Origin of the sequence: Paenibacillus monticola (assembly GCF_009664975.1) — a bacterium.
GTDB lineage: Bacteria > Bacillota > Bacilli > Paenibacillales > Paenibacillaceae > Paenibacillus_AQ > Paenibacillus_AQ monticola.
In genome coordinates this window covers 160,322-174,238 of sequence record NZ_WJXB01000014.1, presented here as the reverse complement: position 1 = coordinate 174,238, position 13,917 = coordinate 160,322, and the positions used below count along the sequence as shown (strand labels likewise).

Genomic DNA, 13,917 nt, shown 5'->3' with positions numbered 1-13,917 from the left:
TCGATTGAGATAATATCTTTATTATATGCCAAAAAGGCCTCTCCACCAAATGGAAGGCCGCCTGATCCGATGCAACATTCTATTTCCTGTTCATCGCCTTGTAGGTAAGCTTATCTGCCAAGCGGGGAAACAGACCGTACAACCTTATGCCGAACCCCGCCAGACCTGGAAGATCTACTTCTTCCTTGCCCTTCTCCATGAGCTTTACAATCTTGGAAGACACATGTTCAGGTGTCATGATAACTCGGGCCATACTCTTCTCATACTTCCCGGAAGGGTCTGCGGTTTTGAAGAAATCAGTCGCTATCGGGCCGGGGTTCACGGCCGATATGGTAATTCCACTTCCCCGCAGCTCTTGGCGCAGTGCATTGGTAAAGCCTAACACAGCATGCTTGGTAGCCGTATAGGCTACCGATTTGGCTGTGCCGATCTTGCCTGCCATTGAGGCGACATTGACAATCTGGCCACTTCCCCGTTCCAGCATAGATGGAAGAACAGCCTTCGTACAGCGGACAATCCCCATATAGTTGACGTCCATCATGTCATCAAATTCCTGTGCTTCCATGTCGTTAAAAAATGCGAATTTCCCATAACCGGCGTTATTGAGTAAAATATCAATTCGGCCATATGTAGATAAGATCTGTGCAAAAGTCCCCTTGACTGCTGCTGCATCTCTTACATCGCAGGAATACATACCAAAAACGCCCGGAATGCCGGCCGCTGTTTCTTTCAGCCTGTCTGTAGAGCGGGCTACAAGAATAGGAATTGCGCCGCGCTTGCCCAGCATTTGTGCCGTAAGAGCACCAATACCACTTGATGCCCCAGTGATAACAACAACCTTATCTTTTAATATCATGGACTGTATTTCAGCTCCCCATTATCTATTAAGAGATCATCACCTGAATATCTAATTCCCCGATTCCTTCCATAAGCAACGGGATACTCAGCGCTCTGCGGGGCAGAATAGACATGTTTTCGATCTGCATTAGCTTCGGCGGGGTAATATCCACCAACACTCCCTGGTTGGATAAAATCGTGCTGGCGTTGCCGCTAATCATGTTGCCGAGCTCTGAAATCGCACTTTTTCCCATGTCGTCCATTTCAGTAATAAGATAGCCGCCCATCATGGCTGATACAATCTTAAGTGCTACTTGTTCGGCGATACCAAAGATAATATTCCCAGTTAACTGACCTGACATTCCGACTTGAATCCAAATATGGTTATCGATCAGCTCAATTTCTTTGATACCCGGAATGCCAGTGGACGGTGAAATCTGAATCACCTGTTCAATTACAATACGCGCAGACTCTAAAAACGGATTAATTACTTCTGCTTTCATGAAAGTGTTGTCCCCCCTTTACCGGGCTTTAAGACTATATCAAAAGTCCCAAGCAATATTGATTCATTATACTTTATATATCGGCACAATTCACCAAAAATTAAGTGTCTTGTCGATTGAAATCCCAAGATAGTTTTTGCTTAACATTGCCCTACCGGGAGTAATCTCCTATAATTTAATCAAATGCCAACATTGAGCGTAAGATAAATAGATAATCGGCACTCACAATCGGTTGACCTAAGGGAGGTAGTCCATGAACATCAGCCAGCTGGAGACGCTGATCACGATCTCCAAAACAATGAGTTTTCGCAAAGCGGGAGAACTGCTTAACCTGACCCAACCCGCAGTCTCAGCACAAATCAAAAGCCTCGAAGAGGAGTTCAAAACGCAATTGGTTGACCGGAACCAGCCGGTAACGCTAACCGACAGAGGGACTGTCTTTCTCGAACATGCGGTACAAATTGTGAATATTGTCGATGAGCTTAAGCAGCGCCTTGCGGATCTTGATGACAATCCTCAAGGGCATATTATTCTGGGTACCACTACATCTATCGCTATTCAAATTTTACCGCGTATCCTTTCCTATTTTCAGGACCAGTTCCCTCACATCAAAACATCCATCTCATCGATGTCTTCATCCCAGATTTATCAGCAAGTGGAGAGCGGAATTGTAGATGTAGGGATAGGTTATTTGATCGGGCGCAGTCCCACTATGACCACCTCAACTCTGTATTACGACACGTTTGAGCTAGTAGTTTCTCCGCGGCATCCTCTCGCAATGGTTAAATCAGCCGGAATTGAAGCTTTGGGGAGAACCCCTCTAATCCTGCTATCACCTGATACGGTAGGCCGTAGATTTGCGGACGAGGTGTTTGCCAAACACGGCATCCAGCCGCAGGTTATCATGGAACTGACCAGCAGTGAGGAAGTGAAACGAATGGTAGAGCTGGATCTTGGCGCCGCCATCATCTCCAAATTATCGGTTACCGCTGAAGTCCGGGCAGGCTCCCTCAAAATCGTTCCCATCATGGAGCTTGAGGTTACTCATCCTGTAGGTGTCATTACGAAGTCTGGCAAATACGTCAACTCTGCTATGCGACAATTCCTGAGCGATCTTAAAGGCATGCCAGAAACACAGTTTATCGGTTCAGAGTAACAATAGATCATTAGGCCCAAAGGAGATGTTTATCCATGAAATTCGATCTGCATACACATCATTTCCGCTGCGGTCATGCAGACGGAAATATTCGGGATTATATTGAGGCCGGAATCGCTGTTGGACTGGACGCTATAGGTATTTCTGACCATACTCCGTATTTTGGAAGCCCGTCTGAGCAAGCTTTCCCCCTCATTGCCATGGGCAAATCAGAACTTACCCATTACGTAGATGAAGTGCTCTCTTTAAAAAAGGAGTATGAAGGCACTATCGATGTTCTGTTAGGCATCGAATCTGATTATTTTGCCGAGTATGCCGAAGTTTACCGGAAGATTCTCTCTGCTTATCCTTTTGATTATGTAATTGGCTCGGTACATAATGTTAAGGGGATCAGCATTTTTAACAAAAACCGCTGGAAAAACCTGACGCCTCAGGAACAGATCGCTGATAAAACTGAATATTACCGGATGATCGCAGAATCGGCTCGCAGTGGTATGTTTCAAATTCTCGGCCACATTGACGCTATGAAGGGCAATTACCCTCCTTTTTCAGACATTCCTACCCCCGGACCGATTGATGAGTGTCTCCGTGTTATCGGAGAATGTGGTGTTTCCATTGAGATTAATACATCTGGTGGCACTAAGCTATGTGGGGGCTGGTATCCTTCTGATGCCATTCTGGAGCGGGCGCTCTTTTGGGGAGTGGAAGTCACCTTCGGCTCTGATGCCCATAAGCCTTCACGAGTGGCAGATGACTGGGAATTGGTAGCATCACGCTTAAAGGAAATTGGCTATACCGAATGGGTATATTACAAACAACGCCAGAAGATAAACGTTCCGTTATAATACGGAGCTGTATAGACAAAAAAATGGACCCGAATCAACGGGTCCCAAAGTATATATATTTTTAAAAGGGGGTCATGGGTTTAGTATAGCCTAGGCCTGTTAGAGTTTGATAACGACATTATTTCATTTGTGTAACAATGTGAATACTTTCATTACATCAACTAGAGAACCCGCCCGCGGCAAGATTCGTTCCAGGGTCATTCCATTCTTCACCATCACCCGTTCCGACCTGAAGTTATCCCCCCGGCAGCGCCCCTCCACCTTCTTCACTCCAAGCTCTTGAACACTGTAATTCAGTAATAATCCGACCGCTTCAGTCGCAAAACCGTGTCCCCAGCACGCCGGGTCCAGTATATAGCCTAGTATTGCCGACCCATCACGGCGATTCCAATTCTGTAAAGAGACGGTTCCGATCAGCTCCCGCTGCCCCTTTATATAGATGCCTGTATGCAATGCACCAGGATCGAAGCAGGATAACATCTGCTGTACAAGTTTGTCCAGGTAGGCTTGCGTCCCAGCTCCACTGCGCATCACAATATGCGGCTGTACTTCCGGGCGGGAGAGCAGTGCTCGCAATAGATAGGTATCCTCGCGCAGCATTGGCCTCAGTTCAACCGCTATTCCTTGCTGTGGCTGGAACCATTCTACTCCGTAGGTACTCATCCTCTTGCTCCTTCCTGTAGCTTACTATCCATTATTTTATGCCTGCCGCAAAGTAATTACCGTCAATTCCGGCCTACATAGCAAGCGAAAGGGCAAATAAGTCTCGCCGAAACCTCTGTTCACATAAACAGGCATCGCCTTATGCTCCGTATAATACAGTCCTGCTATGTATTTAAGTGCTCCGTTTGGAGTGTACATTGGACCGGCAATGGGCAAGCGAATTTGTCCGCCATGACTGTGTCCTGATAGCTGCAGGTTAAATGGATAAGCCTCCGCTGTATCGGCATAATCCGGCTCATGCATCATCAGCAGTGTGAACGTTCCCGCCGGAACACCAGACAATGCAGCTTCTGGGTCTGGCATCCCTTTAAGCAGATCATCCAGTCCGGTAACAGCCATAACTTCTCCGCCGCGCTTAAGCAGATACGATTCGTTCCTTAGCACCTTAAAGCCCGCTGATTGCAGCATTCCGGTGACACTTGCGGTATTCTTGTAGTCATGGTTGCCCAGAATGGCAAATTTCCCTAAAGGAGCCGTTAACTCTGCAAGAATTGACACCGAATCTAGAAGATCCTCAGGGTTACTGTCTACAATATCACCGGTGAAGCAAATCAGATCCGGCTCAGCCTCTTTAATATGAGCAACCAGCTTAGCCAGATCATGGGCACCTTTGTTGAAGCCAAGATGAGTGTCACTGAAATGAACTACCTTGATTCCGGCAAATGCGGAGGGAAGCTCGCGCAGTGGCAATTCCATCCTTGTGACATCGAGCCAGCGTGGTTCTCCCTGCCAGGCATATCCGCTTGTGAACAAGCCGGCGCCAATCACGGTGACTGCTCCTCGGGCCAAGAACTGGCGACGCGTGATTTTGGGTTTATCACCTTTTCCAGGAGTACCGGAAGAATAAAGACTGCTGTTCGTAACTAATTGGGTATCGTTATTGGGAGAAGCCCCCGGGTTTCTTTTATTCATAGGGATTTCTCCTTTCTTATTTCAACTCCGTATCGAGTTTAACCTCGATTTCTGCCTCTACCGCTTCTTCCGAGTGTGGTCCCAGAATTTTACGAAATAAACCCAGCATGGACAACGCATAGGCAACAGTAATAAAACTAAAGCTAATCTGCATGATCACTACGAGCCGCGAAGTATTGTCTATCGGGGCAATATCGCCGTACCCAACCGTTGCAAAGGTAGCTACGCTAAAGTACAGAAATGTGATGAGCTGGCTAAGCAAATCTTCTCCTAACCCTTTTCCCTGAAACGAGGATTGTCCAAATAGCTTATATATAGATGTGTATACAATAGTAAAAAAAATAATGCAGGTGAAGGCAGCCACACTGATCCGGACCAGCGTCTGCTGCAGCTTAACTTCCTTACTGTTGGATTCCTTAATTTCATTAAAAATAAAAATAATATAAAACAAGACTGAGACCAGGCAGAAGATTAAGATCAGACCCCGCATGCCTCCGCTACCCGGCAAGAGAGTACCCAAATCAATCCAGTTCAGCAAATCCTCCACCGAAAAAAGTATATAGATCAGTATCGGAACCACCAACACTCCCTTGCCCAGCCACTTATACTTCATCCGGTAAGATAAAAATACCAGCAGTATCATTACTGATACATTCAGGGTCCACATCCACCAAGCCATGGCCTCCACATCCCTGTTCTTATTCTATGCTTCCTCCACGACGATCCGACACCCAGATTCTACATTCCTCTTCAGGCGTTTCGCTGTATGCTCGAGCAAGACCTTTTGCTGCAATTGCTGATTTGAGCACCTTGCGCAACATGAACGATACCTCGAAGGTCTCAGTAAATGGAAAAGGGTCCAGCATCAGTGTGGTATGATCCTTCCATTCAGCTGTAATCCGCCGCCCTGATGTAAAGCTGAAATCCTCGGTGCCGGAGAAACCATCTACCCACCACGGATGCTCCTCAGATTTCGGACTTCCCGGCTCATTTAATGCCATATATAAAGACAGGTCATCACTAAATTGCAGAAGCCTGGCATCATAATACAGCTCGTCTTCACCCAATGGTCTTGATTGTTCGAGATCAAGGCGGATATGGGCCCTGCGCTCTTCTTCCTGCTCCTGATATACCGTTAACTCTGGGTAATCCTCACCCGACATCTCAATCAGACGCTCGAAATGTAGACTACATAACAATGCTCCATATGGCGTATCCGCTTCAATCTCATCTAATCCTCGACGATAGAAAGTCAGCTTCGGCACAACCGGAAAATCGATAAAGCTGTAAGGTGCCTGCTCCGCATCGTTCCAGAAGGGGGTAGCATCCAGATCGATCCAGCCCCGGTCATGATTGCTCACCGCTCGCAGCACTTCATCCCTGCGGCCCTCTGCCGGCACATGCTCTACCTTGAACTTCACTGCAAGCTGCCCGGACAGCAGCCCGTGATCATGCTGCTTCACCATTATGAACGCTTTTGTCTGCTCCCGACAAATCACTGTAATTCCTCCCTGGATGTTACTTTGCCCGAATCTTACAATAACTATGGAGATTATATCATATTTGGGTCTTGTAATTCTTCTATGAGGAGCTCATGGTTTAATGTGAATTATAATGTTTATATATTCCAAGCAAAGAAAAAAACAAGATTTTTCTAGGAGATTCTTATCCATGGTAGGAGAAAAAATGAAGAAAAACACATCATCCGACACCAAGCATTCTTGCAGTAGAACAGGCTAGCAAAATCGCTGCCCTTTCAACTTTCTCCACTCTGGAATTTGATTACGGCTACACTCTTGAAACACGGGTACACGAAAAATTCGTTCATAATGAAAACTTTAAAGATATGGATCAAATTGAAAAGATAATCAGCGCTTTAGAAGAAGATCCTGCAAATAAACAGCTGCAACGTGAACTGGATTTACTGTTAGTAAAGTGAATATTGGTATATATGTAGCCTCCGCATAAACATATGCGGGGGGCGTCTTTTTGTTACGTCTACCCATGCGCAAAAAGAGCTTAGCCAACTGGTCGGCTAAGCTCTTGTTACGTAAATATAATTTCCGATCCTAATAATTAAACGCCCAACCAGCGCTTAAACATATGTTTCGTGGTCTGCTTGTTAATTTCAGCGATTGAGGTAGTCAATGGAATGCCCTTTGGACAGGCGCTTACACAGTTTTGCGAATTGCCACAGCCATCGATACCGCCATCCTCCATCAATGCTTCCAGCCGCTCATCAGCATTCATTTCTCCTGTTGGATGTGCATTGAACAGCCGCACCTGGGAAATAGCTGCCGGTCCGATGAAATTAGTCTTCTCGTTGACATTCGGACAAGCCTCCAGACAGACACCGCAGGTCATACATTTGGATAGTTCATAGGCCCACTGCCGTTTCTTCTCCGGCATCCGTGGTCCCGGTCCCAGATCATATGTGCCATCGATTGGAATCCAGGCTTTCACTTGTTTAAGCGCATTGAACATCCGGCTGCGATCAATAACGAGATCACGTACCACAGGGAAAGTCTTCATCGGCTCAATATGGACAGGCTGTTCGAGATTATCTATAAGAGCCGCACAGGCTTGACGGGGTTTACCATTAATCACCATGGAGCAGGCACCGCATACTTCCTCCAGACAGTTGGAATCCCAGCATACCGGTACCGTATGGTCGCCTTTGGCATTAACCGGATTACGCTGGATTTCCATTAAAGCGCTGATCACATTCATTCCCGGACGGTAAGCTAGATCAAATTCCTCCGCATACGGCGAGCCTTGCGGATCGTCCTGGCGGGTGATGATAAATTTTACGATTTTGGGAGTTGCAGCTGTTTCCGCCATATCAGTTACCTCCTAGTAAGGTGTGGTAAGAATTCTTATATTTTTCAAAAATTGCGTTGCACGGTAAACCTTAATCTTTCGAATAATCACGAATCCGTGGTGGAATCAATGAGACATCAACGGCCTCGTATGAAATTTGCGGACCCTCCGCACTCCAGGTAGCTTTAGTAGTCTTGAGGAATTCTGCGTCATTGCGCTCCGGGAACTCAGGCTTGTAATGAGCACCGCGGCTCTCGTTCCGTAATAGCGCACCTAGTGTCATCGCCTCGGACAATTCCAGCATGTTCCACAACTGACGGGTAAAGGCCACACCCTGATTGTTCCAGCGCGACGTATCGTTCATGTTAATGCCGCGGTAGCGTTCCTTAAGTTCTTTGATCTTACCGATAGTTGCCTCAAGCTTGACGTTGTTGCGCACCACGGTCATGTTAGCCGTCATCCACTCGCCCAGCTCCTTGTGGATCACGTAAGCATTCTCCGTACCGGCCATGGACAGCAGAGACTCGTATTTATCAACCTGCTTCTTATGAAAGCTGTCGAACACGGTAGAGGAGATATCCTGCACCGATTTCTTCAGACCTTTAATGTATTCTACGGCCTTCGGCCCGGAAATCATGCCACCATAAATGGCCGATACCAAGGAGTTGGCGCCGAGGCGGTTCGCCCCATGATATTGATATTCACACTCCCCGGCTGCGAAGAGGCCCGGGATGTTCGTCATCTGATTATAGTCCACCCACATGCCACCCATGGAATAATGAACGGCCGGGAAGATTTTCATCGGTATTTTACGGGGATCATCGCCCATAAATTTCTCATAGATCTCAATAATTCCGCCCAGCTTGACGTCAAGCTCCTTCGGGTCTTTGTGGGAAAGATCCAGATACACCATGTTCTCCCCGTTAATGCCTAATCCTTGTTCCACACAGACATTAAAAATCTCACGGGTAGCAATATCGCGCGGCACCAAGTTGCCGTAAGCCGGATATTTCTCTTCTAGGAAATACCATGGTTTGCCATCTTTATAGGTCCAAATACGTCCGCCTTCGCCGCGTGCCGATTCGGACATCAGCCGTAGCTTATCATCGCCAGGAATAGCCGTCGGATGAATCTGAATGAATTCTCCATTGGCGTAATGCACACCCTGTTGGTAGGCAGCGCTTGCTGCTGTACCTGTGTTGATAACGGAGTTGGTCGTTTTGCCAAAAATAATACCAGGTCCGCCGCTGGCCAGAATAACAGCATCTGCGGGAAATGTCTCGATCTCCATCGTCTTCAAATTCTGGGCGCTTATGCCGCGGCAGGCCCCTTCATCATCGATGATTAAGGCCAGGAACTCCCAATTCTCGCTTTTGGTCACGAGACCTTCGGATTCCCAGCGCCGTACCTGCTCATCAAGCGCATAAAGCAACTGCTGGCCGGTCGTCGCCCCGGCAAATGCCGTACGGTGGCGCTTCGTTCCGCCGAACCGGCGGAAGTCGAGCAGCCCTTCCGGCGTCCGGTTAAACATAACACCCATCCGGTCCATCAGATGGATGATCCCTGGCGCAGCTTCACACATCGCCTTCACCGGCGGCTGATTGGCCAGAAAGTCACCACCATAGACGGTGTCATCAAAATGCTCCCAAGGCGAGTCACCCTCGCCTTTGGTGTTAACGGCCCCGTTGATGCCACCTTGCGCACAGACCGAATGTGATCTTTTGACAGGGACTAACGAGAATAAATGAACATGCGCACCGGACTCTGCCGCTTTGATGGTAGCCATCAGACCGGCCAGGCCGCCGCCCACGATAATAATATCGGCTGTTGCCATGATAGTTCACTCCCTAAAGGTATCGTCAGCATAAGCTGCAACGAGAAGCTTCGTACCAAACTCGCTTCAAAAGCTCATGCTTATATTGCGGTGCTCAATGACTGTACAATGGATGCTGCGGATGCCACAGATTGGAATTCACTGTCACGGAAAGTGACCAGCGAGACAATAAACATTAAAGTAACAAGCACGAAAAGGCCAAGGCACAGAATGGAGGAAGCTTTCTGCGACCGCGGTCCCACTGTAATCCCCCAACTGATCAGGAATGACCAGAGACCATTAGAGAAGTGGAAGGAAGCCGATACTATACCGATGACATAGAACGCCAACAGCAAGGGCTGGGTAACAATATTATGCATAACGCCGCCTAGCTCTTCATGCTTCACATTGCCAAGCGTCACCTGGAACCGGGTTTCAAATACATGCCAGACGATAAAGATAAATGTAATAACTCCTGTATACCGTTGTAACGTATAACGCCAATTGCGCTCCAGGTTATACCGATTAAGGTTCGGCTTCGATTGATAGGCAATATACAGCCCATAAACCCCATGGTACAACAAGGGAAGCCATATACCGAACAATTCCAGGAAGAAGACAAGCGGCAGGCTGTTCAGCCACAACACACTGTCATTGAAACCGGAAGCGCCCCCCTCTACTGCCGAGAAATTCGTCAGCATATGCTCAAGGAAGAATCCCCCAAGCGGGATAACGCCAAGCAAGGAATGAATCTTTCTGGAATAAAATCCTCTCATACTGCGGTGTCCCCTTTCCAATTAAAACAGCGTTTTCATTATTGAGCATACACTGCCGGGGCTACAGTTGAAATAGCTAACTTCAGCTATTTTTAGATGGCTGGGTGTCCATTTTAACCGCTATTCCATGTTTTCCCGGACTTTGCTTTATTATTCACAATATGTGAATATCTTGTGTCACTTTTCATGTTACTCCTTTTTTGCTTATAAGGGAATTGCAATATAATTATTAATCGTTATACAATAAACGCATAAGAATAAATTTTATGTGATAATAATTCTCATTTACTTAGGGAAAAACGTCATTTAATACCCAGTTCCCTATATGTATCAAGAATAATCATCAGGCTTAGCTATGATCTCCATCACGTATTTAATGTTCAAAATACTGCAGAATACGATTAACCATCCAACAATGTATTTAAGCGAACGCTTTCAAAGTAGTTTTGTTCGAAGGAGGAATCTAATATGTTTGACGATTTGGATATTTTTGCAGCGGTTGTTGAGCATTCCAGTCTCAATCGGGCATCTCGCCAACTCAACCTGTCCCAGCCTGCCCTATCTCGCAAAATCTCCAAGCTGGAAGAACGGCTAGGCGTTGCTCTCTTCACCCGTCACGGCAAACGCCTGGAGCTAACCGAAGTTGGACGACTCACCTATACTTATGCGCTGGAACAACGGCAGCAGCGCTCCAAGTTTCTGGAGGCGCTTTCCATATTTAAGGAGGGTGAGCCGCTGCTTGTAACCCTTGGAGCCAGCCTCACTACCCTTCAGACCACTCTGCCGCCACTTGTGAACGCCTACATGGAGAAATTCCCTTTGGCTGAGCTGAAGCTAATCACTGGCAGAACGCATGAGATCGTCTCTTCGGTCAGCGAAGGGAAGTCCGATGTCGGAATTATCGCTTCCTCCATACAGGAGCCGGGACTGCGCTGCATCCCGCTGTTCGAAGACCAGCTGCGGCTGGTTGTCTCCGAGCACCATCCTTTGACACAGTTCCCAAAGCTGACTATGGAGCATCTCTCACACCTGCCGATGATTCTCTTCTCCAAAGGCACCTGGTACCGCCGTCTGACGGACGACCTGTTCCAGCGCTGCAATATCGATCCCGATGTGCGCCTCGAAATTGATTCTTTCGAAGCCATTGTCCGCCTGCTGCCTACGATCAAGGCTGCAGCGCTGCTGCCAAAGTCTTATTTGCGCCCCGAGCTGCTTAATGGTGGTGGGCTTGTCTCCTTGCATATTAAGGAGCTGGAGCAGACTCAGCGAACCACCTGCCTCATCTTCCGTGACGATGGTGGGTTAAGTACGGCAGCCCGCAGTCTCGTTCAGGTCACGGAAGAGGTGTTTCTGCCGGAACGGGAGTAAGGTTGTGCTACGCTCCATTACGAAATAAAAAAACCTCGCGTCCTTCATCGTAGAAGAACGCGAGGTTTTTGCCATAACACTAATCCAGATTCACTGCCTCATCTTCAAATCGTGCAATGCTCTCATTAGAGCCGATGACTACCATAATATCGCCATTATGCAAATAATCAAGTGCAGTTGGAGCGACAATCATTCCACTATCCCTATTGAGTGCAATAATGCTGCAGCCATATTTGGCTCGTGTATTGAGCTCCGCCAGGCTTTTCCCATCCATACAGGCAGGCACGGTCAGCTCAACAATTTTGAAGTCCTTGGAGATTTCAATATAATCCAGCAGATGAGGTCTGACCAATTGATGCGCCACACGAACCCCCATATCTCTTTCTGGAAAAATAACTCTATCCACACCCAGCTTGGACAATGCCCGCCCATGGAGTATCGTAATCGCCTTGGCGACTACTTTCTTCACGCCCAGTTCTTTGAGCGTAATGGCTGCCAGAATGCTGCGCTCCATATTGTCGCCGATGGCTACAATCCCACAGTCAAAGTTTCGTACACCCAGTGAGCGCATCGTTTCTTCATCCGTAGCATCCGCCATTACAGCATGTGTCAGATGATCGCTCATTTCCTCCACCCGATCCTCCTGGTGGTCAATGCCCAGCACCTCATAGCCCATTTCCATCAGCTCAAGCGCGAGACTAGAACCGAAACGGCCCAGTCCAATGACTACAAATTGCTGTGCTTTCATTTTTCGGTTAACTCCTTATCCAATAATGATTTTACCTTCAGGGTATTTATACAATGGTTTACCCTGTTTTGGCCCAAGTGCATATGCCAATGTCAATAAGCCAAGCCGTCCGGCAAACATCGTCAGACAAATCAGAATTTTACCGATAAGCGACAGCTCAGGTGTGAGTCCCATACTAAGCCCCACCGTTGCAAAGGCTGAAGTCGTCTCGAATAAGATCATGAGAAAATTGCGGTCCTCTGTGGTGGAAAGTACCATCGACACAGAGACGATCAGCAGCAAGGCAAGCAACGTTACGGTCAACGCCTTAAAGATACGCTCCTGTGCCAGCCGATAGCGGAACAATACAATATCTTCACGTCCACGCAGCATGGCGATAACAGCACCAATCATAATGGTAAAGGTAGTTGTTTTGATACCGCCGCCGGTCGAACCTGGCGAAGCACCAATAAACATAAGAATAACCATAAAGAACTGTGAAGCCTGACGCAGGCCAGCAATGTCCACCGTATTGGCCCCTGCGGTACGGGGAGTGACCGATTGGAAGAAGGACGCTAATATTTTGCTACCAAAATTCAATGGGCCGAGCGTTTGCGGATTGGTGAATTCGAATATAAATATAACCAATGTACCTATAAGGATAAGGGCCGCAGTCATAGATAATACAACCTTACTATGCAGGGAGAGTCTACGCTTTTCGCGATACTCTACTAGATCTACCATAACGATAAACCCAATCCCTCCAGTAATGATCAGGAACATCACGACTATATTCACGAGCGGGTCTGAGACATACCCAGTCAAGCTGCGATAATCGCCAAAGATATCAAAACCGGCATTATTGAACATGGAAACCGCATGGAACATCCCGAAAAAAACAGCTCTCCCGAGCGGCATATCAAAGGCCCAGCGGAACGACAGCAATGCTGCAGCAGTCCCCTCAATGACCAATGAATAAATCAGCACCCGCCGAATTAGCCTGACGATCCCCTCCATCGTGTTCTGGTTCATGGCTTCCTGCAGAATAAGTCTGTCCCGCAGTGAAATTCTGCGTTTCAACACCAAGGCAAATAAGGTTGCCATCGTCATAAAACCTAACCCGCCGATTTGAATGAGCACCATAATGACAATTTTACCGAAGATGGTAAACGATGTTCCCGTGTCCATCACCACTAATCCTGTTACACAGGTGGCCGAGGTTGAGGTAAACAGCGCATCAATAAAGGGTATGGATTGACCCGATGTACTGGAAATCGGCAGCATTAATAGTAAGGCACCGAGCAGAATAATAGAAGCAAAACCGAGCACTAGAATCTGGGGTGGGGAGAGCTTAAGAAACCTGAATTCAGAAATCTTGGGAAACTGTGAAGCCAAACTTCTCACCCTCTGACTATAATCATTTTTCCAATAAGCAAT

The 13,917-nt window shown here is 47.4% G+C and carries 14 protein-coding genes; 3 read left to right on the top strand and 11 right to left on the bottom strand.

Annotated elements, in window-relative coordinates; translation table 11 throughout:
• Positions 1 to 79: 79 nt before the first annotated feature.
• Positions 80 to 856: an SDR family NAD(P)-dependent oxidoreductase gene (locus GJB61_RS26565; RefSeq protein ID WP_154122053.1), complete on the bottom strand. Its 777-nt coding sequence runs from the start codon at positions 854 to 856 to the stop codon at positions 80 to 82.
• 28 nt (positions 857 to 884) lie between these two features.
• Entirely contained in the window at positions 885 to 1,340 is a 456-nt protein-coding gene (locus tag GJB61_RS26560; RefSeq protein ID WP_154122052.1) for a chemotaxis protein CheX, read from the bottom strand.
• Positions 1,341 to 1,593: 253 nt separating this feature from the next.
• Here GJB61_RS26560 and GJB61_RS26555 point away from each other — a divergent pair, with 253 nt between their 5' ends.
• Together GJB61_RS26555 and GJB61_RS26550 are read left to right on the top strand one after the other, a co-directional pair.
• Positions 1,594 to 2,496, top strand: a complete 903-nt coding sequence (locus GJB61_RS26555) for a LysR family transcriptional regulator (RefSeq protein WP_154122051.1) — start codon at positions 1,594 to 1,596, stop codon at positions 2,494 to 2,496.
• Positions 2,497 to 2,531: 35 nt separating this feature from the next.
• Complete coding sequence (locus GJB61_RS26550; RefSeq protein ID WP_154122050.1) at positions 2,532 to 3,341, top strand: histidinol-phosphatase; 810 nt, start codon at positions 2,532 to 2,534, stop codon at positions 3,339 to 3,341.
• Positions 3,342 to 3,464: 123 nt separating this feature from the next.
• On the opposite strand, the gene GJB61_RS26545 is transcribed toward GJB61_RS26550, so the two are convergent.
• The 7 genes from GJB61_RS26545 to GJB61_RS26515 all read right to left on the bottom strand — a co-directional run bounded on the left by GJB61_RS26545 (position 3,465) and on the right by GJB61_RS26515 (position 10,385).
• On the bottom strand, positions 3,465 to 4,004 hold the full coding sequence (locus tag GJB61_RS26545; protein ID WP_154122049.1) for a GNAT family N-acetyltransferase: 540 nt from the start codon (positions 4,002 to 4,004) through the stop codon (positions 3,465 to 3,467).
• A gap of 36 nt (positions 4,005 to 4,040) precedes the next feature.
• A complete protein-coding gene (locus GJB61_RS26540; RefSeq protein WP_154122048.1) occupies positions 4,041 to 4,976 on the bottom strand; it encodes a metallophosphoesterase in 936 nt (311 codons plus the stop codon).
• A gap of 16 nt (positions 4,977 to 4,992) precedes the next feature.
• Complete coding sequence (locus GJB61_RS26535) at positions 4,993 to 5,655, bottom strand: ion channel (protein ID WP_154122047.1); 663 nt, start codon at positions 5,653 to 5,655, stop codon at positions 4,993 to 4,995.
• 19 nt (positions 5,656 to 5,674) lie between these two features.
• Positions 5,675 to 6,475, bottom strand: coding sequence for a DUF3891 family protein (locus GJB61_RS26530; protein WP_154122046.1), 801 nt, complete (start codon positions 6,473 to 6,475; stop codon positions 5,675 to 5,677).
• Positions 6,476 to 7,052: 577 nt separating this feature from the next.
• The gene (sdhB, locus tag GJB61_RS26525; protein ID WP_154122045.1) at positions 7,053 to 7,817 is read right to left on the bottom strand and encodes a succinate dehydrogenase iron-sulfur subunit; all 765 of its coding nucleotides are present in this window, start codon (positions 7,815 to 7,817) and stop codon (positions 7,053 to 7,055) included.
• A gap of 70 nt (positions 7,818 to 7,887) precedes the next feature.
• Positions 7,888 to 9,630, bottom strand: a complete 1,743-nt coding sequence (sdhA, locus tag GJB61_RS26520; protein ID WP_154122044.1) for a succinate dehydrogenase flavoprotein subunit — start codon at positions 9,628 to 9,630, stop codon at positions 7,888 to 7,890.
• Positions 9,631 to 9,710: 80 nt separating this feature from the next.
• The gene (locus tag GJB61_RS26515; protein ID WP_154122043.1) at positions 9,711 to 10,385 is read right to left on the bottom strand and encodes a succinate dehydrogenase cytochrome b558 subunit; all 675 of its coding nucleotides are present in this window, start codon (positions 10,383 to 10,385) and stop codon (positions 9,711 to 9,713) included.
• A 468-nt stretch (positions 10,386 to 10,853) separates the two neighbouring features.
• On the opposite strand from GJB61_RS26515, the gene GJB61_RS26510 reads away from it, so the two are divergent.
• Positions 10,854 to 11,753 (top strand): LysR family transcriptional regulator, encoded by a 900-nt coding sequence (locus tag GJB61_RS26510; protein WP_154122042.1) that lies wholly within the window; start codon positions 10,854 to 10,856, stop codon positions 11,751 to 11,753.
• Positions 11,754 to 11,832: 79 nt separating this feature from the next.
• On the opposite strand, the gene GJB61_RS26505 is transcribed toward GJB61_RS26510, so the two are convergent.
• On the bottom strand, positions 11,833 to 12,501 hold the full coding sequence (locus GJB61_RS26505; protein ID WP_154122041.1) for a potassium channel family protein: 669 nt from the start codon (positions 12,499 to 12,501) through the stop codon (positions 11,833 to 11,835).
• A 15-nt stretch (positions 12,502 to 12,516) separates the two neighbouring features.
• Positions 12,517 to 13,875, bottom strand: coding sequence for a TrkH family potassium uptake protein (locus GJB61_RS26500; protein WP_229522456.1), 1,359 nt, complete (start codon positions 13,873 to 13,875; stop codon positions 12,517 to 12,519).
• Positions 13,876 to 13,917: the final 42 nt, after the last annotated feature.

What these genes read in the sequence shown, in the direction of transcription:
- GJB61_RS26565 (WP_154122053.1), bottom strand. Translation starts at nt 856, where the DNA reads ATGATATTAAAAGATAAGGTTGTTGTTATCACTGGGGCATCAAGTGGT.
- GJB61_RS26560 (WP_154122052.1), bottom strand. Translation starts at nt 1,340, where the DNA reads ATGAAAGCAGAAGTAATTAATCCGTTTTTAGAGTCTGCGCGTATTGTA.
- GJB61_RS26555 (WP_154122051.1), top strand. Translation starts at nt 1,594, where the DNA reads ATGAACATCAGCCAGCTGGAGACGCTGATCACGATCTCCAAAACAATG.
- GJB61_RS26550 (WP_154122050.1), top strand. Translation starts at nt 2,532, where the DNA reads ATGAAATTCGATCTGCATACACATCATTTCCGCTGCGGTCATGCAGAC.
- GJB61_RS26545 (WP_154122049.1), bottom strand. Translation starts at nt 4,004, where the DNA reads ATGAGTACCTACGGAGTAGAATGGTTCCAGCCACAGCAAGGAATAGCG.
- GJB61_RS26540 (WP_154122048.1), bottom strand. Translation starts at nt 4,976, where the DNA reads ATGAATAAAAGAAACCCGGGGGCTTCTCCCAATAACGATACCCAATTA.
- GJB61_RS26535 (WP_154122047.1), bottom strand. Translation starts at nt 5,655, where the DNA reads ATGGCTTGGTGGATGTGGACCCTGAATGTATCAGTAATGATACTGCTG.
- sdhB (WP_154122045.1), bottom strand. Translation starts at nt 7,817, where the DNA reads ATGGCGGAAACAGCTGCAACTCCCAAAATCGTAAAATTTATCATCACC.
- sdhA (WP_154122044.1), bottom strand. Translation starts at nt 9,630, where the DNA reads ATGGCAACAGCCGATATTATTATCGTGGGCGGCGGCCTGGCCGGTCTG.
- GJB61_RS26515 (WP_154122043.1), bottom strand. Translation starts at nt 10,385, where the DNA reads ATGAGAGGATTTTATTCCAGAAAGATTCATTCCTTGCTTGGCGTTATC.
- GJB61_RS26510 (WP_154122042.1), top strand. Translation starts at nt 10,854, where the DNA reads ATGTTTGACGATTTGGATATTTTTGCAGCGGTTGTTGAGCATTCCAGT.
- GJB61_RS26505 (WP_154122041.1), bottom strand. Translation starts at nt 12,501, where the DNA reads ATGAAAGCACAGCAATTTGTAGTCATTGGACTGGGCCGTTTCGGTTCT.